Source organism: Deltaproteobacteria bacterium, assembly GCA_028818775.1.
GTDB lineage: Bacteria > Desulfobacterota > Binatia > UBA9968 > JAJDTQ01 > JAJDTQ01.
Genome location: JAPPNE010000101.1, coordinates 1 through 22,460, shown reverse-complemented (window position 1 = coordinate 22,460; position 22,460 = coordinate 1). Strand labels below are relative to the sequence as shown.

The 22,460-nt window shown below is 64.2% G+C and carries 17 protein-coding genes; 10 read left to right on the top strand and 7 right to left on the bottom strand.

The window, feature by feature from the left end; translation table 11 throughout:
- Nucleotides 1–90 precede the first annotated feature (90 nt).
- Nucleotides 91–1,737, top strand: coding sequence for an FAD-dependent thymidylate synthase (locus tag OXU42_12005; protein MDE0030112.1), 1,647 nt, complete (start codon nt 91–93; stop codon nt 1,735–1,737).
- 29 nt (nt 1,738–1,766) lie between these two features.
- Here OXU42_12005 and OXU42_12000 read toward each other — a convergent pair whose 3' ends face one another.
- Nucleotides 1,767–2,201 carry a hypothetical protein gene (locus OXU42_12000; GenBank protein MDE0030111.1) on the bottom strand — a complete coding sequence of 145 codons (435 nt, stop codon included), beginning with the start codon at nt 2,199–2,201 and terminating at the stop codon, nt 1,767–1,769.
- A 278-nt stretch (nt 2,202–2,479) separates the two neighbouring features.
- Between OXU42_12000 and OXU42_11995 the strand changes: the two genes are divergently transcribed.
- The 8 genes from OXU42_11995 to OXU42_11960 all read left to right on the top strand — a co-directional run bounded on the left by OXU42_11995 (nt 2,480) and on the right by OXU42_11960 (nt 12,093).
- Entirely contained in the window at nt 2,480–3,778 is a 1,299-nt protein-coding gene (locus OXU42_11995) for an MFS transporter (protein ID MDE0030110.1), read from the top strand.
- 3 nt (nt 3,779–3,781) lie between these two features.
- Nucleotides 3,782–5,041 carry an MFS transporter gene (locus tag OXU42_11990; GenBank protein ID MDE0030109.1) on the top strand — a complete coding sequence of 420 codons (1,260 nt, stop codon included), beginning with the start codon at nt 3,782–3,784 and terminating at the stop codon, nt 5,039–5,041.
- Between the two features lie 48 nt (nt 5,042–5,089).
- Entirely contained in the window at nt 5,090–6,403 is a 1,314-nt protein-coding gene (locus OXU42_11985; GenBank protein MDE0030108.1) for an MFS transporter, read from the top strand.
- A gap of 2 nt (nt 6,404–6,405) precedes the next feature.
- On the top strand, nt 6,406–7,686 hold the full coding sequence (locus tag OXU42_11980; protein MDE0030107.1) for an MFS transporter: 1,281 nt from the start codon (nt 6,406–6,408) through the stop codon (nt 7,684–7,686).
- 140 nt (nt 7,687–7,826) lie between these two features.
- On the top strand, nt 7,827–8,327 hold the full coding sequence (locus OXU42_11975; GenBank protein MDE0030106.1) for a hypothetical protein: 501 nt from the start codon (nt 7,827–7,829) through the stop codon (nt 8,325–8,327).
- A 132-nt stretch (nt 8,328–8,459) separates the two neighbouring features.
- A complete protein-coding gene (locus OXU42_11970) occupies nt 8,460–8,957 on the top strand; it encodes a hypothetical protein (GenBank protein ID MDE0030105.1) in 498 nt (165 codons plus the stop codon).
- Nucleotides 8,958–9,327: 370 nt separating this feature from the next.
- A complete protein-coding gene (locus OXU42_11965) occupies nt 9,328–11,292 on the top strand; it encodes a S9 family peptidase (protein ID MDE0030104.1) in 1,965 nt (654 codons plus the stop codon).
- Nucleotides 11,293–11,577: 285 nt separating this feature from the next.
- The gene (locus OXU42_11960) at nt 11,578–12,093 is read left to right on the top strand and encodes a hypothetical protein (protein ID MDE0030103.1); all 516 of its coding nucleotides are present in this window, start codon (nt 11,578–11,580) and stop codon (nt 12,091–12,093) included.
- On the opposite strand, the gene OXU42_11955 is transcribed toward OXU42_11960, so the two are convergent.
- The 5 genes from OXU42_11955 to moaC all read right to left on the bottom strand — a co-directional run bounded on the left by OXU42_11955 (nt 12,081) and on the right by moaC (nt 18,585).
- Complete coding sequence (locus OXU42_11955; protein ID MDE0030102.1) at nt 12,081–13,154, bottom strand: ornithine cyclodeaminase family protein; 1,074 nt, start codon at nt 13,152–13,154, stop codon at nt 12,081–12,083. The genes OXU42_11960 and OXU42_11955 overlap by 13 nt on opposite strands.
- Before the next feature lie 9 nt (nt 13,155–13,163).
- Entirely contained in the window at nt 13,164–15,629 is a 2,466-nt protein-coding gene (locus OXU42_11950; protein MDE0030101.1) for a molybdopterin-dependent oxidoreductase, read from the bottom strand.
- Between the two features lie 36 nt (nt 15,630–15,665).
- Entirely contained in the window at nt 15,666–17,141 is a 1,476-nt protein-coding gene (locus OXU42_11945; GenBank protein ID MDE0030100.1) for an FAD-binding protein, read from the bottom strand.
- A 141-nt stretch (nt 17,142–17,282) separates the two neighbouring features.
- Entirely contained in the window at nt 17,283–17,969 is a 687-nt protein-coding gene (gene radC / locus OXU42_11940) for a DNA repair protein RadC (GenBank protein MDE0030099.1), read from the bottom strand.
- A 139-nt stretch (nt 17,970–18,108) separates the two neighbouring features.
- A complete protein-coding gene (moaC, locus tag OXU42_11935; GenBank protein ID MDE0030098.1) occupies nt 18,109–18,585 on the bottom strand; it encodes a cyclic pyranopterin monophosphate synthase MoaC in 477 nt (158 codons plus the stop codon).
- Nucleotides 18,586–18,697: 112 nt separating this feature from the next.
- Between moaC and trxB the strand changes: the two genes are divergently transcribed.
- Nucleotides 18,698–19,654, top strand: coding sequence for a thioredoxin-disulfide reductase (gene trxB / locus OXU42_11930; protein ID MDE0030097.1), 957 nt, complete (start codon nt 18,698–18,700; stop codon nt 19,652–19,654).
- 113 nt (nt 19,655–19,767) lie between these two features.
- Here trxB and OXU42_11925 read toward each other — a convergent pair whose 3' ends face one another.
- A complete protein-coding gene (locus OXU42_11925; protein MDE0030096.1) occupies nt 19,768–22,131 on the bottom strand; it encodes a DUF1998 domain-containing protein in 2,364 nt (787 codons plus the stop codon).
- Nucleotides 22,132–22,460: the final 329 nt, after the last annotated feature.

Below are 22,460 nucleotides of genomic sequence, written 5' to 3'. Positions count from 1 at the left end.
GTGCCTTCGGGCGCCATTTCACCAGCTTTTCACTTGATCTGGCCGATCCGCAACTGTTAACTCAATTCTTTCCGATCGAGCCCGACATCCATGGAACCCTTCAGTCCCGCGGAGCGCGAGCGGCTCGCGCCCTTCTTCACCAACGTGGACCGGCCGGTCTTCGGCCTGCGCCTGCCCCAGGAGGTGGCCGGAGCGCTGTTTTCCCGCTACAGCCGCTCGGCCAGGGACCTCCGGCGCACGTTCCTGGACGAGTTCCTGGGAGACGCCGACCTCTCCCCCGCCCTCGGGGTACCGGAGCCCGCGGCACCCGACGACCCGGCGGTGCGGCGCGCCCGCGCCTTCTACGACCGGGTGCTCGTGGGTTACGGCGACGACTCGGTGGCGCAGCTCGGCGGCGCCCACGTGGCTTGCGAGGACATCTCCAACGTGGCCGCCAAGGTCCTGGAGGACGCGCGCATCGGCATGGCGCCGCTGGAGAAGTCCACCCGCTACGTGCGCTTCGACCGCAAGGACGCCTCCGGCCGCTACCTGTACTACGTCGAGCCGACCCTGGACGCTTCGCCGCACCGGCGCGACTACCTGGAGCTCATGGAGCTTCTGTTCGACTCGTACTCGCGCCAGATGGAGCCGGTGATCGAGCACGTGCGCAAGTCCCTGCCGCTGGAGGAGACGGAACTGCGCAACCCGCGAACCGGCGACCCCATCTCCTACGCCGACGCGCGGAAGGACGAGAAGCTCGCCAGGTGGGCCGAGAGCGCCTACCGTTCCACCGTGCGCGCCCATGCGTGCGACATCCTGCGGGGCTACCTGCCGGCGGCCACACGCACCAACGTCGGGCTCTTCGGCGTCGGACAGGCCTACGAGTACCTGCTGTCGAAGTGCTACTCCAGTGACCTCGCCGAAATACGCGACCTCGGCTCCGCCATGCGCGGGGAGCTCGACGCGCTCATCCCGTCGTTCGTCAAGCGGGCGCGGGCGAGCGCTTGGCTGTCGGAAACTTTCAGCGGGACGCGCGCGTTGGCGCGGGAACTGGTCACGGAGACGGCGCGGGAAACCGGGAACGTGACGCTCGTGGACTACGACCGCCAGGCGGAGGAGCGGGTCATCGCCGCCATCCTGTACCCGCACACGCGCGAACCCCTGTCACGGTTGCGCGAGCTGGCGGCGGACATGCCGGAGGAACGGCGGCAGGCGGTGCTCGACGCCTACATGAAGGACCGCCGGCACCGGCGCGAGAAGCCGGGACGCGCGCTGGAGCAGGTCTTCTACACCTTCGACATCATCGGCAACCTGGGCATCTACCGGGACCTGCAGCGGCACCGGCTGCTCACCCAGGAACGCCAGGACTTCACCACCGCGCACGGCTACGACACGCCGCCCGAGATCGTCGAGGCCGGCTTCGGCGATGCGTACCGGCGCTGCATGGAGCGGGCGGCGGAAGTCCACCACCGCATTCATGCGGACCACCCGCGCGAGGCCCAGTACGTGGTGCCGTTCGCCTATCGGGTGCGCTGGTACATGAAGATGAACCTGCGGGAGGCGGTGCACATCGGCGAGCTGCGGACGCTGCCCCAGGGGCATCCCGACTACCGGGACATCACGCAGAAGATGTGGCGTGAGATCGGAAGGGTGCACCCGCGACTGGCGGGTTACGCCAAGTTCATCGACTGGAAGACCTACCGGCTGGGGCGGCTCGCTTCCGAGCTGCGCACGGAATTCAAGAAATCCGGGCGGTAGCGGACGCGCGCTCGCCCCGGTCGGGTGTGTCACGCGGCTTCGCCCATGGCGCTGGCGCGCGCCGCGACCTTGTCCGCCTTCCACTCCCGAAGCCCCCGGCGCAGGTAGCTGGGCTCGATGCCCAGAATGCCGCAGACGTTGTCGAAGGAGACGAAGCGGGTGTCCTCCGTATCGAAGATCCATTCCTCGGCTTCCCGGAACTCCGTCTGCCTCTTGGCGGTCCGGGCGAACAGGTACTTGCGGTAGCAGGAGAGGGCGTCCTCGAGCAGAGCCAGCAGCAGGAGCTTCTCGGGCTCCAGCGGCGTCTTGCGCTGGATGGTCTCCGCGTATTGTGCCGCGTCCACACCGTCGGCGTCGAACAGCATGACCGCGTCGAACGCTTCCGCCGCGAGGCGTTCCCGGGGCTGTTCCCGAGCCTCCGCGGCCGTTCCGGCAACCTCCGTGGTTTTCGTTTCTTCCCTCATCTCGGTACCGTCCTTCCTCATTAGACCGAGACCGGTTCCCTTTTCTTTTTCCAACTATTTGTTCTCGGTTTAAGGTTAAGGCGCGACACGACCCAAGTCAAGAAATTCTGCGCCATTTCACCTGGAACCATGCCTTTTTTCGTGGACCGTACATCCGCCGGCGCCCGTTTACGTGAACGGTACTCGGGATGTGCGCGAGCGCGCCGTTTGCCATTCCCCAAGCGCACCAGTAAACGGGAACTATCCGTTTCAAAGGCTGCCTCGAACCACTCGATATCGTGACGCGCAAGATCTTCTACGGCTGGTACATCGTCGGCGTCGGCTTCATCTGCTACCTGGGCTCGTCCTTCGCCCTCTCCAGCACCCTCAGCGTTTTTCTCAAGCCCCTGACCGCGGAGTTCGGTATCTCCCGGGGCGTCTTCTCCTTCATCCGCAGCGGCGAGGTCATGCTGTCCTCGGTGGTGGCCGCCCTGGTGGGCCCCCTCATCGACCGTTACGGCGCGCGCTGGCTCATCATCACGGGCGCGCTGGTGGGAGGCGCCGGCTTCGTCCTGCTGAGCCAAGTGCAGGAGTTCTGGCAGTTCATGGTCTTGCGCTGGCTCCCGGTCACCATGGGCGACACCCTCATCAGCTACATGGTGGTCAATGTGATGATCTCGCGATGGTTCGTGCGCAAGCGCGGGCGCGCCATCTCCATCGCCAACACCGGCAACGGCATCGCCAAGTCGACCATGCCGCTCCTCGCCGTGTGGCTCTTCGCGCTGGTGGGGTGGCGCCACACCTGGCTCGTGTTCGGACTCCTCACCTGGGCCATGGTGGTGCTGCCGGCGTTCCTGGTGGTCCGGCGCAGTCCCGAGGACATGGGGCTTCTGCCGGACGGCGCCCTTGCCCCCTACGAGCCTCCCCACGGGCGGACACCGGAACGGCAGAGCCTCCCGGCACCCACCGTGGACATCCCCTGGACGCGCAAGGAAGCCGTCCGCACGAGCACCTTCTGGCTGTTGGTCTTCTCCTTCGGCATCGTCAGCGTCGGCATCATCGGACTGAACCTCCACGTCTATCCCTACATCACGGACATCGGCTACTCGCCCGAGGTGGCCGCCACGGTCATGGGGATGATGGCCCTGACGCAGATGGGCGCGACGCTCTTCTGGGGCCTCACCGCGGACCGCATCGACGTGCGCAAGGCCGCCGTCGCCCAGTTCGCGGTGCAGGCGTGCGGACTCGGCCTGGCGCTGTCGGCGTCGGGCATCACCTCGGTGTACCTGGGGTTCCTCCTCTACGGATTCGGCCTGGGGGGAAGCCTGGTGATCCGCGAGCTCCTGTGGGCCAGCTACTTCGGCCGCATCTCCCTGGGCCGGGTGCGCGGACTGGGCTTCCTGATCACGCGCGTGTTCACCACCGCCGGCCCGCCCTTCTTCGGATTCTTCTACGACTACACCGGCAGTTACTTCCTGTCTTTCAGCTCCTTCATCGCCGGCCTGCTGGTCTCGGCGTTCCTGGTCCTGCTGCTCCGCCATCCGCGGAAGCCGGGGACCCCGCCGGACCACCCGGGACGGCGGGAGTCCGTGAGATAGTTCATGCTACGAAAACCCGACCCATCGTGGATCGTCGCCGGCGCCGCCTCGTTGACTTTCGGCTTCGTCCGCGGCCTGCACACGTCCTTCGCCGTCTTCTTCGTGGCCCTTCTCGATACGTTTCAGTGGAGCCGGGGCGTCACCGCCGGGCTTCAGTCCGCGAGCCTCATCATGGATGCCCTGGTGTCGCCGTTCATCGGACGGCTCACGGACCGCCTGGGACCGCGCCGCGTCGTGGCCGCCGGGGGCGTCCTCCTGGCGGCCGGCCTGGTCCTCTGTAGCCAAGTGAGCACCGCGTGGGAGCTGTATCTCTATTTCGGGGTGGTGATGTCGCTGGGATTCGCGGCCAGCGGCGTGGTGCCCCACGTAGTGGTGGTGTCGGAGTGGTTCCCCACCCGCCGCGGGCTGGTGCTGGGCATCGTCTACGGCGCGGTGGGAGTGGGAACCCTCATCCTCTCTCCCCTCAGTCAGTGGCTGATCTCCCTTTGGGGCTGGCCGCGGGTGTTCCAGGTGCTGGCGGCGGCCATCCTCATCGCCGTGGTGCCGCTCGTGTGGAGCACCTACCGCCCGAGCCCGCACGATGCGCGGGCGGCGACGGGAAGCGGCGGCGCGTCGGCCGGCCAGTGGTCGGTGCGCCTGGCGTTGAGGAGCATCCAGTTCTGGAGCCTTTTCGTCTCGCGTTTGCTGGGGTCCATCGGCACCGTGCTGGTCATTACCCATCAGGTCGCCCACGTGGTGGACATCGGCTACGGTCACATCTGGGCCGCCGGCGTCTTCGGCGTGATGGCGTTCGTCAGCGCGGCCGGCCGCGTGACCTTCGGTTACATCGCGGACGCCTTCACCAAGCGGGCGGCCTACACCCTCAACATCGTTTGCGCGTCCGTCGGCGTCACCGCCCTCACCCTGGCCACGGACACGGCGCACCCGTGGCTGCTTTACGTCTACGTCGGCGGCTTCGGCATCGCCTTCGGTTCCCGCGCCGTGATCCTCTCCGCCATCACCGCCGACATCTTCTCCGGCCGGGGCTTCGGAACCATCTTCGGCCTTTCCGTCGCCAGCGTGGGCTTCGGCGGGGCCGCCGGGGCCTGGCTGGGCGGTGCGCTGCATGATCTCACGGGCGACTACGTTGCCTCGTTCAACGTCGCCAACGGGCTCCTGATCTCCTCGGTGGTGGCGGTCTGGGTGACGGGCCTCGACTGGATGCGCCGCTTCGACCGGCGGCTGTGGCCGGACGACCCCGCCGTGGCGAAGGGAAATGATTGACTCCGGGGAGGCGATTGCCTAGTAAACTCTCGGAGAGATGCATGCACCGTGACCTCTGATTCCACCTATCCCGGCGGGAAACCGCGCCTCTTCTATGGCTGGTACATCGTCGCCGCCGGTTTCCTGGCCAATATCTCCTGCGCTTTCTTCCTCTCCAGCACCCTCAGCGTCTTCCTGAAGCCCATCACCACCGATCTCGGTGTCTCCCGGGGCATTTTCTCGCTCCTGCGCTCGGGCGAACACCTCCTGTACGCGGTCATGGCGCCCTGGATCGGGGCCAAGCTGGACCAATACGGACCGCGGCGCATGATGGTCACCGGCGCCGTCCTCTCGGCCATCGGATTCCTGCTGCTGGGGCAGGTGGCTTCCTTCACGCAGTTCGCATCCGTGCGCATGACGCTGATGGCCGTGGGCCACGCACTGGTATGCTACTTCGTGGTGAACGTCACGGTGGCCCGGTGGTTCGTGCGGATGCGCGGGCGCGCCCTGGCCATTTCCCATCTGGGGCACGGCATCGCCAAGATCGCCATCTCGGCGGTGGTGGGCTGGTTGCTGACGTTCATCGCCTGGCGCCAGGTGTGGACCCTGTTCGGCGGGCTCGTGGTATTGCTCGCGGTCATCCCGGTGGCGATCTTCATGCGCCGGAGCCCGGAGGACATGGGCCTTCATCCGGACGGCGCCCCCGTCCGCGAGCCGATGGGGACCGCGGGCGGCGCGCAGGGATGGACGGCGGGTACCGGGAATGAGCCGGAACCCGAAGTCCGCTGGACGCGGCACGAGGTGCGGCGCACGTCCACCTTCTGGCTGATCATCGTCGCATTCGGCATGGTGGACATCGGCATCACCGGCCTCAACCTCCACGTCGTCTCCTACGTCTCGGACCTGGGATACGGCGGCTTTCAGGCCGCCTTGACCATGACCGTCATCGCCGGCACCCAGGCGGCCTCCGGGTTGCTGTGGGGCTTCGTCGGCGAGCGCGTCACCGTCCGCAAAGTCGTCTCGTTCCTGTTCCTGGTGGAGGCCGCTGGGCTGTACGTGGCGGCGAACGCGCAGGACCTCTCCACGATCTACCTCGGGTTCTTCTTCTACGGACTCGGGCTGGGCGGCGCGCAAGTGCTGGAGGAGGTCATGTGGGCCAACTACTTTGGCCGGGTCTCGCTGGGCACGGTGCGCGGCGCCGCCCTGCAGATCGTCCTGCTGTGCGGCGTCTGCGGTCCGCCGTTCTTCGGTTTCGTGAATGACTACACCGGGTCCTACACGATCTCCTTCTATATTTTCATCGGCATGCTGCTGGTCTCGTCCATGTTGACGCTGACGATAAGGCGGCCGCGGCCGCCGGCCGGGGCCGAAGCGGCGGCGTGAGCATGCAGACACCGGCAAGACCCAGGATCTTCTACGGCTGGTACATCGTCGCCACCGGTTTTCTCGTGCAGGTGGCGTGCGCGTTCTATCTCTCCAGCACCCTGGGCGTCATGCTCAAGGCCATTACCGCCGAGATGGGGGTCTCCCGGGGCACGTTCTCGCTGATGCGCTCCGTCGAGCTGGTAGCCTACGCCGGGGTCACGCCCTGGATCGGCTCGCTGCTGGACCGCCACGGCGCGCGCCGGCTCATGGTCATCGGCTCGATCATCTCGGTGGCGGGTTTCGTGCTGCTGGGCTACGCCCGGAACTTCTGGGAGTTCGCGGCCGTACGCGTCGCCCTGGTGTCCATCGGCCACGCTTTCGTCTGCTACTTCGTGGTCAACGTCGCCATCTCCCGCTGGTTCATACGCCGGCGCGGACGGGCGCTGGCCATCGCCCACGTGGGCCAAGGCGTTTCCAAGACCACCATCGCGCTCGCGGTCGCCTACCTGCTGACGGTCATCGGCTGGCGTTCGGTGTGGATCCTCTTCGGCGGGCTTGTGGTCGTCCTCGCCCTGATCCCGGCGGCGCTGTGGATGCGCCGGAGCCCCGAGGACATGGGGCTGCGCCCCGACGGCGATCCCGACTATGCCGCGGCTCCGGCCCCGGACAGGCGCGGCCGGACCGCCTCCCGGCCCGTTGGCCCGGCCCCCGAGGACGTCACCTGGACCCGCCAGGAGGCCCTTCACACCCCCACGTTCTGGCTTATCACCTTCATCTTCAGCACCGTCGACATCGGCATCGCCGGCTTCAACCTGCACGTCCTCGCCTACATCTCGGACCTGGGCCACTCCATGGTGGCGGCGGCGTCCGTGGCCACGGTCATGGCCGCCACCCAACTCGGCTCCGGCCTCCTGTGGGGCTTCATCAGCGAGCGGGTGAGCGTGCGCCGGGCCACCGCGCTCATGTTCGTGGTCCAGGCCGTGGGCCTGGTGGTGGCCATGAACACCGGCGGCCTCCTGTGGCTGTACGTCGCGTTCTTCCTCTACGGCTCCGGCCTCGGCGGCGCCCACGTGCTCCAGGAAGTCATGTGGGCCAACTACTTCGGGCGCATCTCCCTCGGCACCGTCCGCGGCCTCAGCCTCCCCATCCTCCTGCTCTGCGCCGCCATCGGCGCCCCGTTCTTCGGCTACCTCTACGACTACACCGGCAACTACGACCTGTCGCTGGTCCTGTTCATCGGAGTACAGGTTCTGTGCGCGGGGCTGACGCTGCTGGTGAGGAGGCCGGTGAAGGCGGGCTGAGCTCCCGCTGCTTCGTGGAACAGCGTCCCGTGATTCTCGGAAAAATCGCGATCTCCTCCTAAAGTCGGGGCTCCACCCCGCGATTATACTTGTGAGGGCGGTTCCGTCCGCTTTCAAAATACAGGAAGGAGGAGTACAAAATGGAAATGTTGGCTTATTCAGAGGAAAACCGGTCCGTCGTGATCCCATGGATCCTGGATCTCGAGCACGAGGACTTCGACCTGGAGGTTGATGGTTGTGGCTGTGGGTGCGGCGACGGTGGATGTGGTTCGTGCGGGTGTTCGTGCACGTCGTGCAGTTGTTCGTGCTCGTGCGACAGCACCGGTGCCAATGGAGATGATACCGGCGAACACGGGTCGTCGGGCGACGACGATGCCAGCGCATCGGCTAGCGATGGTCGCGACGAAGAGCCGTCAGCCTTGGACGAGTGCGCAGCAGCGCTGCAGGAGGCTTCCACGGTCGGCGGTATTTCTGGCGCCATCGGTGGAGCCCTCGCTGGATCAGTTACGGGTCCCGGAGCGGCCATCGGCGCTGCAATTGGCGCCATTGCCACCGCAACCACCGGAGTTGTGGCCACCGCCATGACCAACGAAGATTGCAAGGAGGTCGGATCTGACATTGCCAATGGGTTAGTCGACTGACCTCACCTTTGGAAACAGCGTCAACCGCTTATGACGCTGTTTCCAACCCCTACCCACTGATGACCCCTTCACTACTACGATGACAGAGATTGCACTACCTTTTCACGTCATGTAACGAAACGAGACACAACGATGAAACTCAGGATTATACCGGCCTTACGACGAATACCCGATGATGAAGAGGCCCTTAACAAATTGCGGGTTGTTATAGTTACAACGTACCGCACAACTCTCTTTACATCTGTCTTCGTGATGTTGTGGTCTGCTTGGTACGTCGGTTACAAAGGGCAGGTTTTCGACTACGCCCCGTTCCGGGTTTTACTCCCGGCGCTAGTCATGTTTGTGGTTCTCAGTTCGCTGGCCAAAATGCCCCCTACGGTCAGATCGGACGCAAACACGAATCTCGTAAGCCTTTCCCTCTCGGTTGTACTGAGCGTATCCGCATTGACGATCCTGCTATTGGTGGCCGAAACCGCAACATTCGTTAATGACTGGCGCCTCGGGAACCTGCTGGTCTGGTGGCGCGGTGCTGTTATTGTCTTGTTCTCCGGTTGGTTACTTCTCTACGTGGTGGAAAAATTTATCTACGCCATTCACTCCAAACCCGAGACCGTTTTGCCCAGACGATGACGGTCTGAGACAAGAGGAATCTTTGAGGTGGCCCTGTTGATGGTGAAGTGCAGTGCTGCCGCTGAATCCACATGTTCCGCCGTGACGGCTACTTCGTACCCGCCGGACCGCAGATCAGGGTTGCCTGAGGGATCTGTGTCACGCCGCCCCGCCACGTGGGACGAATCGCGGTCACATAAGGGAGGCTCACCGCTCGTCTCCGTCAAGCGGACACCAGACTACGCAGCCAACTCCGGCATCTCGGGTTTGATGCCTCTCCGCGTGCGGCACACTCCAATCTGTTTTACGGCAAAGAAAATTGCGGTTTCATCCTTAAAATTGTCATTGAATAGCCTCGATTGACAATGGTGCGATCGACGGAGGTACCGAGATGACGTCGGTAGTCACGAAACACGTTTTTCGTCTTCCCTATATGATTTTTCTGCTTCTCACACTCTCCGGCCACGGCGGCACTGCTGCAGAGATGCCCACCCATTCGTCCCTTCGCGCCGCCCCACTCCCCAGACTCGTTTCCGCCGAAGAGTTCTACACTTACCATGTCCAGCGCTGGGGGCACCAATTGTCTCCCGACGGAGAACGGCTGGCGTGGTTTGAACGCATCGAAGGCGAAACCAAGCTACACATCCGGGTGATCGGTAGCGGCCATACTTACGTCATGCACATGCTCAAACACGTTGTCGGGTTCCACTGGGCGCTAGACAGCAGGCACGTGTTTTTGCGACGTCTCGTGGACATACCCTTCAGGATACACCTGTTCGTGGTCGATACATTTTCGCCACAGGATGCTGGTCGTGATCTCACGCCGTTCGCTGGCGTCAATGTTGATTGGTATTTGACGTTGCTGGACAAACCCGGATCCGTATTGGTGCGGATGGACCGCCGACGGAACAACGTATACGACCTTTACGAAGTCGATATCAACACCGGCGACTACGACCTGCGGGCGACAAATCAAGGAGACACAACGTATTGGTTGGTTAGTCGAAGCGGCAAGGTCGTGGCACGGGTGCAGGAAACCACAGACGGCGCCTGGAAACTCCAGGCGGCCCGCGGGGACGCCAATTGGAAGACGCTGCTGACCGGAACGTTCAGGGACAAGCTGGTGCCTGTCCAGAATAACCCAGAAGACGCCACCTGGATACGCGTGCTGACCAACGCTGGCAGGGACACGGCTGCGGTCATTGAGCTTGACGTAGACACGGGGGAGCAGAGCGTCGTCTTCGAGGCACCGGACGTGGACGTGGCGAAACTTTGGACGGACATTCGACGTTACGACGCGTTGGGTGTCCTGTATTTTGACCCACTTCCTTCCTATCATTTCTTTGACCAACGGTTGCAACAGGACTTTGAGGACCTCTTGGGCTCGGCCCCGATTCTGCATGCATTCTCCAACGGGAGTCTGGACCACACCCGCCTCATAGTCGCTGTCGAAACCGACCGACAGGCGGCCGTCACCTACCTCGTGGACCGGCCGTCTGGAACCAAGGAGATCCTGGTCGAACACCGGCTGCGCAAATACGCAAACATTTTTTCGGAGACACGACTCGTGCGCTTCAACGCGCGCGATGGACTCGCGATCAGCGGCCTCCTGACCGTCCCGAACGGTACCGACGGCAAGCGTCTCCCCATGGTCCTCAAGATCCACGGCGGTCCGTGGCTGTTGGACGTGTGGGGGTTCGACGCCGAGACCCAATTTCTCGCCAATCGCGGCTACGCGGTGCTGAGAGTGAACTTCAGGGGCTCCATGGGTTTCGGCAAGAGTTTCCTGGAACGGGGACGCCGGCAATTGGGCAGGAAGATGCAGGAGGACCTGATCGATGCGGTGGACTGGGCCATCGCCGAGGGCCATGCCGATCCTGAGCGGATCGCGGTGTTTGGTCACAGCTACGGCGGCTACGCCGCGCTGATGGCCATGGCGCAGGCGCCCCACAAGTTTGCTGCGGGCGTCAGCGCCATGGCGCCGACCGACCTGACCCTGCTTGTAGACGGTTTCCGCACACACCCTAAGAGGTTGGCTTGGTGGCTCCATTTCGCCGGCGACACGCACAATGAGGCCGATTATCAAGAGCTCAAGCAGTATTCACCGGTCACTCACGCCCGGCGAATCCAACGTCCCCTGTTGCTCTTCCACGGCGCCAAGGATCCGAGAGTCCCGAAAGAACACTTCGACCGGCTCCTCGTGGAACTTCGGAAGGGAAGCGCTCCCCTAGACTACCTTGTCTTTCAAGACGAGCGGCACAGCATAAGGAAAACTGTCAACAAGCTCAAATACGCTCAGCGGGTCGAGCGGTTCCTCGCCCAGCATCTCGGCGGCCGGGCGGCACCCCTGGACTGATGGCGCTTTCAAAGTACAGGAAGGAGAAGTACAAAACAGCAATGTTGGCCTATCTGAGGAAAACCGGTCCGTCGTGATCCCATGGATCCTGGATCGCGAGCACGAGGACTTCGACCTGGAGGTTGATGGTTGCGGCTGTGGGTGCGGCGACCGTGGATGTGGTTCGTGCGGGTGTTCGTGCAGTTGTTCCCGCTCGTTCGACAACACCGGTGCGGTTCACGCTCACCATTCGACGTGGGCGTGTGACTCCTGGGGCATGGCCCCGGACTTGCGAGGAGAGTCAAGGTGTCTATTCCTGGAGAACCGTTGTGCTTCCGGCTCATGGCGGGTTTTCGACAAAGGCCCTACGACCGGGATCGGTACGAAAAGTTTCTGCGATTGGAGCGCGCCGCCCATCTTGCGGCCTATCTGCTGGCAGTGGGATGGATCATCGAGTCAGGGCTGGCACTTGTGGAGTCGGGACTGGCACTCGTAGAGTCCGGTGAACCGTCTGCCGAGCCTCCCATCAGAATCCTGTTCTACTACCTCCTCACGGTCGTGCTGCTGCTGTCCTGGGAAGGGGACACGACATTCCTTGAGCCGTCGACCAAACCCGATCGACTATTGCTGCCTCTAGGGTTACTCTGGATCGGGGCAGAGGCGGCGCCGCTTTTCACCGAGTGGGACGCGGAAGCGGTGCTCGTATGGTGGCGCGCCAGTCTGCTGATCGCAATGGCGGCCTCGACGCTGGCCTGGACCGCCGAATTCTGGGTTGACAGGCTACGAACGGCAAAAGGACGGGACACCGCCTACGGCGAGTAGGTCTTCCCCTTGCGGTCGGTGATGAACAGTTCGGAGGGGAGCTCGGTGCCGATGCCCTGCTTGCGGGCGGCTTCGTAGAGGATGCGGGCCGTGGCGGCGAACTGGATGCCCATGCCGGTGTTGTTCTTGAAGACGATGATCTCGTCGTCGTTTTCGCGGCCACGGCACTGGCCGGTGAGGAGCTCGCCCAGCTCGTGCAGGTCCTCCTCCTTGATGAGGCCGCGCTCGATGCGGGGGAACAGCTCGGCCTGTTTGTCGAGAAAGACCTGCCTGCGAAAACCCACCACGATCAGGCCGGCGCGCTCGATCACGGCGTCGTCGAGCTCGTGGCGCGACAGGTAGCTGTCCCCGCCCACGATGCTGTTGACGAAGGCGCCCTTCTCGAGCCACTCGCCGTTGATGACGGGGTCCACCGTGTTGGTGGCGGCGGTGACGATGTCGCTGCCGCGCACGGCTTCTTCCGCGGAGTGCACCGGCACGATCTCCACTCCGGCCTTCTCGGTCATCTCCTCGGCGAACCGCTCGCGGTTGGCCCGGGTGGGGCTGTAGACCTTTACCTTGTCGAGCTGGCGCACGGCGCAGGTCGCCAGGAGCTGCGTCTTGGCCTGCTCGCCCGAGCCCACGAGACCCATGATCCGGGCGTCCTTGCGCGCCAGGTGCTTGGCCGCCACGCCGCTGGTGGCGCCCACGCGGAAGATGGAGATGTAGTGGTCGTCCATGATGGACAGCAGCGAGCAGTCTTCCATGTCGAACAGGAAGACAAGGCCCACGTAGTCCCCGGGGTAAATCCGCCGCTTGGTGCCGGCCACCTCCTCTTCGTCGGAAAAGGTCGAGTCGATGCGGAGTCCCATGGACTTCATGCCGGGGACGAGGCCCATGATGTTGTTGAAGTAGTACTGGAAGCCGGGCTTCTTGCCCGGAGCCTGCACCCGGATCCGGGCGCGGGGCGAATTGACCGCGGCGCCCTCGCCCATCTCCCGATAGGCCTGCTCGATGGCGTCGATCTCCTCCGCCATGGGCACCAAGTCTTCCAGTTGTTCATTCTTGAGTACGAGGACCATGTGTCTTCCTTATGCGTCAACCGCCGGCCGTACCCGGCATAGGGACGACCGGTGCGGCAGCGAGCCGCTGATGGGGTCGCGGTGCTCCGCGTCCACGAGCCCGTTGGGATTGGCGCCGATTCCGCTGAAGGGATCGTGGCCCGGAAGCTCCAGCTCCCGGCAGGGTTGCCACCAGCCGTGCTGCAGGCAGACCACGCCGGGGATGATCCGCGCGGTGAGGTTGGCCCGCACCTTGACCGCGCCCTTGGGGCTCTCCACGACCATCCACTGCTTGTGTTCGACGCCGTGTTCGCCCGCGGTATCCGGGTGGAGCTCGGCGGTGGGCTCCGGCGCGGCCTTGCGCAGGCTCGGCAGCGTCCGGTGCTGGCTGTGGACGAACGTCGTGAACTTGGCGTTGGTGAGGACCAGCGGATACTCGGCGGCGACGTCCGGCCGGCTCGCGGGGCTCACGGCCGGCTCATGGTATTCCGGCAGCGGCGGGAACCCGTGCCGCGCCATGCGGTGCGAGTAGATCTCCACCCGGCCGGAAGGATTGTTGAAGCCCTTCGGATGGCCCTCTCCGTCGGCATCCGCATATTTCCGATACCGCCGGGGGCTCTCCAGGGTCACCCCGCCGGCGTGCGACTTGAGCTCGTCCAGGGTCATGCCGGTGGGTTCCAACTGGTAGGCAAAGGCCGCCTCCACGTCGCCGCCCCAGAAGTCGTCGCCGAAGCCCATGCGCATGGCCAGCTCGAATATCACCCAGGTGTCCGAGCGCCGCTCCGCCAGCGGTTCCACGGCTTTCGGCCGGTACTGGACGTGGGTGCGGGCATCCACGCGGTGGCGGAACCCGCCGCAGAGGTGCTCCATCTCCAGGAAGCTCGTGGCCGGCAGCACGTAGTCGCAGAGCTGGGCGGTGGGGGTCATGAACAGCTCGGTGGCCACCCCCAGTTCCAGGGCGCACAAGGCCTCCCGCCCTCGTCCCGGGTCGCCGTTGGAAAGCACGGTGTTGGAACCCAGGTTGATCAAGGCGCGGACCGGATACGGACGGTCTTCGAGGATGGCGGTGTAGACGTCGTGGGCCGCGCACGCGCCCACGGTGGCCGGCGGACCCAACGGCTTCTCGTCGCGGCCGATGCGCCTGGCCGCCGCCTCGGCGGGAAGGAACTCCTTGCCGTCCACCCCGCGAAACGGCGCCATGGGCAGCATCAGGTTGCCCCCGGGCGCGTCGATGTCCCCCAGCAACGCGTACAGGATGGATATGGCCCGGCTGGTCTGGCTCGCGTTGGTATGCTGGCCGACGCCGTTCCACATGAACATGCTCACCGGCCGGTTGTCGCCGAGGACGCGGGCGGCCTCGCGGACCTTGTCCGCGGGAACAAGGGTGACGCTCTCCGACCGTTCCGGCGCGTGGGTCGACGCGAGCCGCGCCAGGGCGGCGAACGCCGGCTCGCACGAGATTGTGCCGCCGTCCTTCGTTGGCACGGCAAAGCTCCCGAGAATCGCAGGCCGCACGCCGGCTGCGTTGCCCGCGCCGGAGCGATCGCTCGGCGCCGGCCCGGTGGCGGCCATCGGCCGGAAGCCGTCCGCCTCGAACGCTTTGACGCGCGGGTCGTAGACCACCGCCCGATTCGACGCTTCGTCCCATACCAGGTACCGGTCCGGGCTGCCTCCGGCCGCCACCTCCGCCTCGGTCAGCGGCTCTCCGGTGTCCGTGCGCAGCAGGAATGGGCCGTTGGTCCAGTCGCGCACGAAGGCCTCGTCGTACCGCCCTTCCTCGATCATGACGTGGACGAGGGCCAGGGCCAGAGCCCCGTCGGCGCCCGGGCGCACCTGCAACAGCACATCGGCCTGGCTGCCGAGGCCGACCCTGCGCGGGTCCACCACCACGATCTTCATGCCGCGCTTGCGAGCGGTGACGACGTCCGTGGCGAGCATCAGTTGCGTGGAGCTCGGGTTGTGGCCCCACAGGAGGAAGGCGCCGCTGTGAAGCACGTCCGGCGACGGCTGCGGCACGCCGAACGTGTAGCTGAACACGGTATCCTTGTGCCAGTTGCACACGTGGGTGGTGGAAAGCGAGTTGGGGCTGCCGATGCGGTTGAGCAACCGCGTGGACCATTGGTTCACGTCGTCCACCGAGGTGCCGCTGGCGGTGCCCCGGGCCATGGCGATGGCCTCGGCGCCGTAGCGCTCCCGGATGCTCAGCAGCCGCGTCGCGATGTCATCCAGGGCCTCGTCCCAACTCACGCGTTCCCAGCCCGGATCCTCCGCGCCCTTGGGTTTCGTGCGCCGCAAGGGATAGTCCAGGCGCTCGCCGTTGTAGACCAACTCCGGCGCCGCCTTGCCCTTGACGCAGATGGCGCCGCCGTTGGGATGATCGTGGTCGGGGTCCAGCCGCGTCACGCGCCCGTCCTCCACCGTGGCGACGGTGGCGCAGTGGGCGGTGCACAGCACGCAGTAGCCCCGCACCTTCTCGATTCGTGGTTCCGTCCTCATTTCAGTGACCCGTGGTTGGCGCCTGGCCGCGGCTGGTCAGTCCCGGTTGGGCACGCCGACGAAGCCGTCGCCGCAGCCAGCCTCGTGGGCCGCCCAGCCGCCGGCCACCCTGCCGCTGAAGATGGATGGTCCGAGCATGGTCCCTTCGAGGCCCGCGCGGCCGTTGATGTGGCCGCCGGCCATGCCCGCCACCTCTCCGGCGGCGTAGAGGCCCGGGATCGGCTCGAAGTGCTTGTTCAGCACCCGGCAGCGGATGTCGGTCTTGACCCCGCCGAAGTTCTTGCGCGCCAGCGGGAAGATCTGGATGGCGTAGTAAGGCGGGGTGTCGAACTTCTTGGAGAGCTTCAGCGGCTTGCCGAACTCGGGCTCTTTCTCCAGACCCTGCTCGCACGCCTGGTTGTAGCGCTCCACCGTGTCGAGGAAGACCGGCACGTCCACTTCCATGCGCCGGCCCAAGTCCTCCAGGGAATCCGCCTTCTTGATGAACGGCGAGTTGTCGAGCAGTTCCTGCACCTTGTCCCGGTCCACCTTGTCGCCGGCGCGGTAGTAAGGGTCGGCGATCTCGATCTTGGCGACAATCGGGGTGTCCACCACGGCCCAGGCATGGCGCGGTTCCTGGGCCATCAACGCCGGCGTGGCCGAGTTGCCGCCGGACAGTGCCTCGTTGTGGAAGCGACGGCCCTGCTGGTTGATCCAGATGTAGCCCGGCGCCTGGCGGAAGACCAGACCGCGCCGACCATTCGGGTCGCGGTAGTCCGGGGTGGCGTAGACATAGAACCAGATGTGGTCCATGTGGGTCAGGTAGCCGCCGGCCTGCCGCACCAGCCGGTGGCCGGTGCCGGTGGAGCCCCGGCCGGAGCCTTCCATGACCCGCTCGCCCTTGAGCCTGGGGTTGGCCTCCAGCACCATGTCGAGGTTCGAGTTGAACCCGCCGGTGGCCACCACCACCACCTTGCTATCCACCTCCACATCCTCGCCCGTGGCCGCGTCCTTGCCCACGAAGCCGGTGACCCGGCCGTTGTCGCGCTTGAGCTCGACGATCTCGGTGTTGGGCACGATCTCGCCGCCGCGCTCGCGGAAGGCCGCGATGAGGTTCGTCATCAGGCCGAGGCCGCTGTTCTGCGCCCGGGTCCAGCGCACCACCGTGTTGCCTTCCTGCTGCTTCATGTCCACCCACTTGACGCCCATGCGCTCGCCCCAGAAGTAGAGGTCGTGGAGCGAGTGCTCGATGTAGTAGCGCGCCCATACCTCGTCCACCGAGGGGCCGCCCCACTTGACCCAGTCGTTGAAGGCAAGGTCCGGCGTGTCGATGATGCCGTTTTCCTTCTGGATCGGCGTGCCCACGATGAGGCAGCCGCCGCCGGAGATGATGGCGGCGCCGCCCAGGTCCGCCGCTTTCTCGAAGGCGATGGCGCCAGCGCCGGCTTCGCGGGCCTCGATGCCCGCGGCGATGCCGGCTCCGCCGGAACCGATGATGGCGACATCCGTGGAGAAATGCTTGGTCTGTGACATGCTGCTTGGCCTCCCTGAACGCTATTGCGGATGAACCCGTCTATTCCGTCAAGGGCCGCAGGGTGCGTGGGCGCGAAGCCTTTCCCTCAACGAAATGGACAGGTTAACGTACTCCGTAGCGCGGTGAGCGGTCAAGCCGCTTCACAGAAGCCCCTCCCGGTTGAAGCTGAAGAAGCGATCGTGCCCCACCACCACGTGATCGTGCACGCGCACGCCGAGCACCTCGCCCACCTGGCGGAGGCGGTGCGTGATCTCCACGTCCTCACGGCTCGGCGAGGGATCGCCGCTGGGATGGTTGTGGACGAAGATGACGCCGGCGGCGGATTCGCGGATGACGGGGTTGTACACCTCGCGCGGGTGCACCACGGACCCGGTAAGCGAACCCTCGGAGATCTTCACTTCGCGGATCTTGCGGTTCCGGTTGTTCAGCATGACGACGTAGAACGACTCGCGCTTGGCGTTGACGCACCGGGGCCGGAAGTGGCGGAACACTTCCTCCGGCGAGCTGAGCAACTGGCCGGTCTCGCAGCGCAGGTCCTCGCGCCGGCGCCCCAGCTCCAGGCACGCCTTGAGACGCGCGGCCTTGGCGTGCCCCATGCCCTTGAGCCCCGTGAGCTCGGAGACGGAGGCATCGTCGATGCCCTGAAGCCCGCCGAAATGCATCAACAGGAGCCGGGCATGATCCAGGGCGCTCTGCTGCTGCCCGGCGCTGCCGGTACCCAGCAGGATCGCCAGCAGCTCCGCCTCCGTCAGATGCTCCGCCCCCCGTTCGAGCAGCTTCTCCCGCGGGCGGTCCTCCAGCGGCCATTGGTTGATTCGCGTCATCATGAACCCCGGGTTGACGAACACAAGACGGACACCCGTCCAAGCGGGAAGTCCCGGCGAGCGGGCGCACCGGTACCCGCGCTCATGAAATATTTCGGCGTGTTTGGGGGAAACTTTAGGAGAAATGAGCGCGGGACGCGGCCTATAGCCTCTCGAACGTGCCGCTCTTGCCGCCGCTCTTGTGCATCAGCCGGATCTCGCCGACGGTCATATCCCGGTCCACGGCCTTGCACATGTCGTAGATGGTGAGCCCGGCCACCGAGACCGCGGTGAGCGCCTCCATCTCCACGCCGGTCCGGCCGGCGATGCGGACGGTGGCCTCCATCTCCACGGACGGCGGCTCCTGCCGGGGGGTCAGCTTCACCTCGACCCCGCTGATGTTGAGGGGATGGCACATGGGAATGAGCTCGGAGGTCTTCTTGGCCGCCATGATACCGGCGATGCGCGCCACCGTGAGGACGTCGCCCTTGGGAATCTGCCCCTCGGCGATGGCCGCCAGGGTCTCCGAGCGCATGGTCACCACGCCGCGGGCCACCGCCACGCGCTGGGTCACGTCCTTGCCGGTGACGTCCACCATCCGTACCCGGCCCTGCTCATCGACGTGAGACAACTTCGCCATCATGAATCCTCCGAACCGTCCGCCGGACAGTGTATCGTCCGGGGTCGCGAAAGCAAGCCGGCGCGGCTGTCCGACCTTCAAGGCCAACAGACCATATGGTAAGAAGCAACCCATGGCAGACCAGACCCACTACCGCGTCATCATCCTCGGTTCCGGGGCGGCCGGACTCACCGCCGCCCTCTACACGGCCCGCGCCAACCTGGAACCGCTGGTGGTCGAGGGCTCCCAGCCCGGCGGCCAACTCACCATCACCACCGACGTCGAGAACTATCCCGGCTTCCCGGAAGGCATCATGGGCCCGGACATGATGGACCAGTTCCGCAAACAGGCAGAACGCTTCGGCACAAAAATCATCTTCGGCGACGTCACCGCCGTGGAGCTGGGCACGCGGCCCATCGCGCTGCAAGCCGGCAAGGACCGCTACACCTGCGACGCCCTGATCATCGCCACCGGCGCCACCGCCAAGCTGCTGGGGCTCGAAGCCGAGAACCGGCTCATGGGCCACGGCGTCTCCGCCTGCGCCACCTGCGACGGCTTCTTCTTCAGGGACAAGGAACTCATCGTGGTGGGCGGCGGCGACACCGCCATGGAAGAGGCCACCTTCCTCACCAAGTTCGCCAGCAAGGTCTTCATCGTGCACCGCCGCGACGAGTTGCGCGCCTCCAGGATCATGCAGGACCGCGCCCGGGCCAACCCCAAGATCGATTTCATCTGGGACACCACCGTCGCGGACATCCACGGCGACGCGCAGGACGGAGGCGTCATCGGCGTCACCCTGCGGAACGTGAAGACGGGCAAGGACGAGAGCTTCGCCTGCGACGGCGTCTTCATCGCCATCGGCCACCAGCCCAACTCGCAACTCTTCGAGGGCGTCCTGGAGATGGACGAACTAGGCTACATCAAGACCCACGACGGCACCCGGACCACCCTGGAAGGCGTCTTCGCGTGCGGCGACGTCCAGGACCGCATCTACCGTCAGGCCGTCACTGCGGCGGGTAGCGGCTGCATGGCCGCCATCGACGCCGAACGGTTTCTCACCGAGATGGAGAGCGCACACCAGTCGGGATAGAAAGCAGAACCACACCCCACATGTCATGGCCTTGAGATCTCCCGCTGGCGCCTGCGTCTGTGGCTGATGGGATTGGTACTCCGGCCAGTCACAGAACCGACGGATGGGCACCTCTACAATTGGTTGAGCTTCTGGAGCACATTGCGGGTGGCTGCGGGAAGATTGTGGCGCACGACGAACTCATTTTCGACGACGAGGGCGATGTCCTTGTCGTCCGAGCGAAGGCCGGCAACCGCCGGATCGGCGGGATAGTCGGGGGTAAGGGGCCCCGACAAGGCAACAATGAACCTCCGGCCTGCGGCAGTCTCGGCAAGGATAGGTGCAGTTAACGTTGCACCGCTGACGCGTACCGTAACACCCGTTCCGAGTTGCACTCCATCGGGAGACTGGCGGCACAGGTCGTGGTAGAGGAGTGTGGTCGACGAATGCAACCGCTCACGGCTGAATTGAGGCCGTTCACCGGTTAGAAGATAGTCCAACAACTCCGCGCCCACATGCCGATCGAGAAGACTGTGCTCGAATCTGTTCTTGAAGCTTCTCAGGCAACGGTAGCAGGATGCGCCACAATTTTCGGGGCAAGACTTCATTACGCGAAGCGCCAATTGAATCAAATCAAGTCCGCGACCGGCGAGTTGGCTGGCGAATCCTGCTCCTCCCGGAAGGGTATCGTAGAGGAACACTTCTGCCTCAAGACCCCTCATACCGCCCGGCGTCAACGCTGGCCGGAATTCGGCCATCAATTCGCCCGGTTCGATCTCCAGCAACTGGCACGCCGCACTTGCAAAAGCCTCGCTCACCGTTCTGAGAGCTGCTGCTGTCGAGGAATGATCAGGCCGTAGGCTCAGCGGCGGGGCAACGCGCATCGAAAAGAGGGCGATGTCCGTGATGAAGTCTGTGCCGAGAACGATATGTCGTGTAGGGCTGATGCCTTCGCAGATCTGTTTGTCATCGTCATCAGGAAACGGCTTGCGATGGGCACCCATCAGGACTCGCGAAGGATCGGTACTCGCTTCGATGCGCCCGCAATTTGTACAGTAGGTATAACCCTCTTTTTTTGGCCCAGTATTCGACACCAGCAGATACTCGCGCGATCGCAGCACCCGAACACGACCATTGACCGGTACCCACCCAGCCCCTTCGTCCGGCGTCCCCATCGACAGTTTAGCCCGAGTTGCATAGCTCGTTTCCGGCACATCGTCTGGTGAAGTAACCTCTTGGACCTCGATCGGATGCGCAAAACCCGGCGGCCGGAGCCAATACCGTCCAGGACCGAATGCTTCTTCGGCGCCGCATGCTTCACAGTCACGCGTGTCGTTCCTAGCCACCTCGCCGACGGCATAGGTTTTCGCAAAACCGCATACGCCACATTCCATGTAAATCCGTTTGGAATCCCAAGCGGAGTATCGCTCATCTGAGTTGACCGAATAGATGGCACCCGACGTATAGCATTTGCCGGAAATCCATACCTGCTTGCTCGGAGCATACTGTGTTAGCGCAACAGGAAGGCCCTGCTGAGGTGCAAAGCGCATGATCGGACGAAATCGTGAAGATCGATCACGATCAAAAACGTGAAAAGTCGCAACATCGGTCGGGAATGCATAACGAGGCAACACGCCACAGTAGAGAAGACGGTCCAGGAGTTTACCGGAGTTCGAGGCCCGCTGCGGAAAGTCCTCGCCTTCTTCCGGAACGTCTTCCGCCTGCGTATCCTCATCGCCGCTCGGGATGTCGGACTCCTCCGGCCCCAGCCTGATCGCGTCGTCTACTGCCTTGAGACAGTCAACTGTCATCTCGTCAAGAAGACGGCCTCGATCGTGGACCGAGAGTTCTTGTGGAATCCAGGACGATACCCGATCACGCAACTGCTCCCCGTTGTCATCTAGCCAGCTAGCGAAGTCATCCCTATTGAGGATAGCTGTACCATTCCGGAAGTCGGATACTGTACCGAGTACTGCAAACAGGTCGTGTCGCTGACTTGGATCAACTTCGGGGAGTCGATCTTGGTGGTAGTTTTGCAACAAGAATGCGCGGATATGCCGGCGAACGATCTCGGGATTATCCAAAGTCAATCTTGGATCGACCACGCTGCCGCGGATCATGCCGTCGGGTTCAGTGAAGTAATGCTCATCATGGCTGTCTGCGCTGCCGAACGCTACGACTGTGGCAACAGCGTTGCCACGACGGCCTGCCCGCCCCGAGCGCTGTTGATAGTTTGCACGGCCCGGTGGCATATTTCGCAGGGCGACACCCGACAACGCTCCGATATCGATGCCGACCTCCATCGTAGTCGTGCTCGATAACACGTCTATAGCAGTCGTTCCCTTGCTTCGGTCGCCCAGCTCTATGTCCTGAAAGAGTAATTCGTTTTCTTCCGCCTTGGAGAAAACCTCTTCGTTTTGCGGCGCATTCAATTGAGCGGTGTGTTCCGCCGCAACAAGCGCCAGTGGTTCCCGCGGTGGTTCGCTCAGCGCTCCCACGACTGGCTTGCGGTAGAATCCCTTGCGAGCGAGAAAAACGGGGTCTGCATCTGGCTCAAGTTCCCTGATGTCTCGACTTCCGCAGTCGAGACAGTGCCCGATGCTAGTCACGGGACGATGTACGGACTTGCAACTCACGCAGTGAGTCCATTTGCCGCCAAAGATTAGGGTCAACTCGCTACCTCGCAGGCGTTTGAAGCCGCTGTCCGAATCCTCCGTAAAGAGGGAAAGGAGCTTCGGCAGCCATTGATCCTGAAACGTTCTCTGAACCGTCTCACTGCTGTCCCACAAAAATACGAATGAAGGAGGACCTGAAGAGCTCGCCTGTG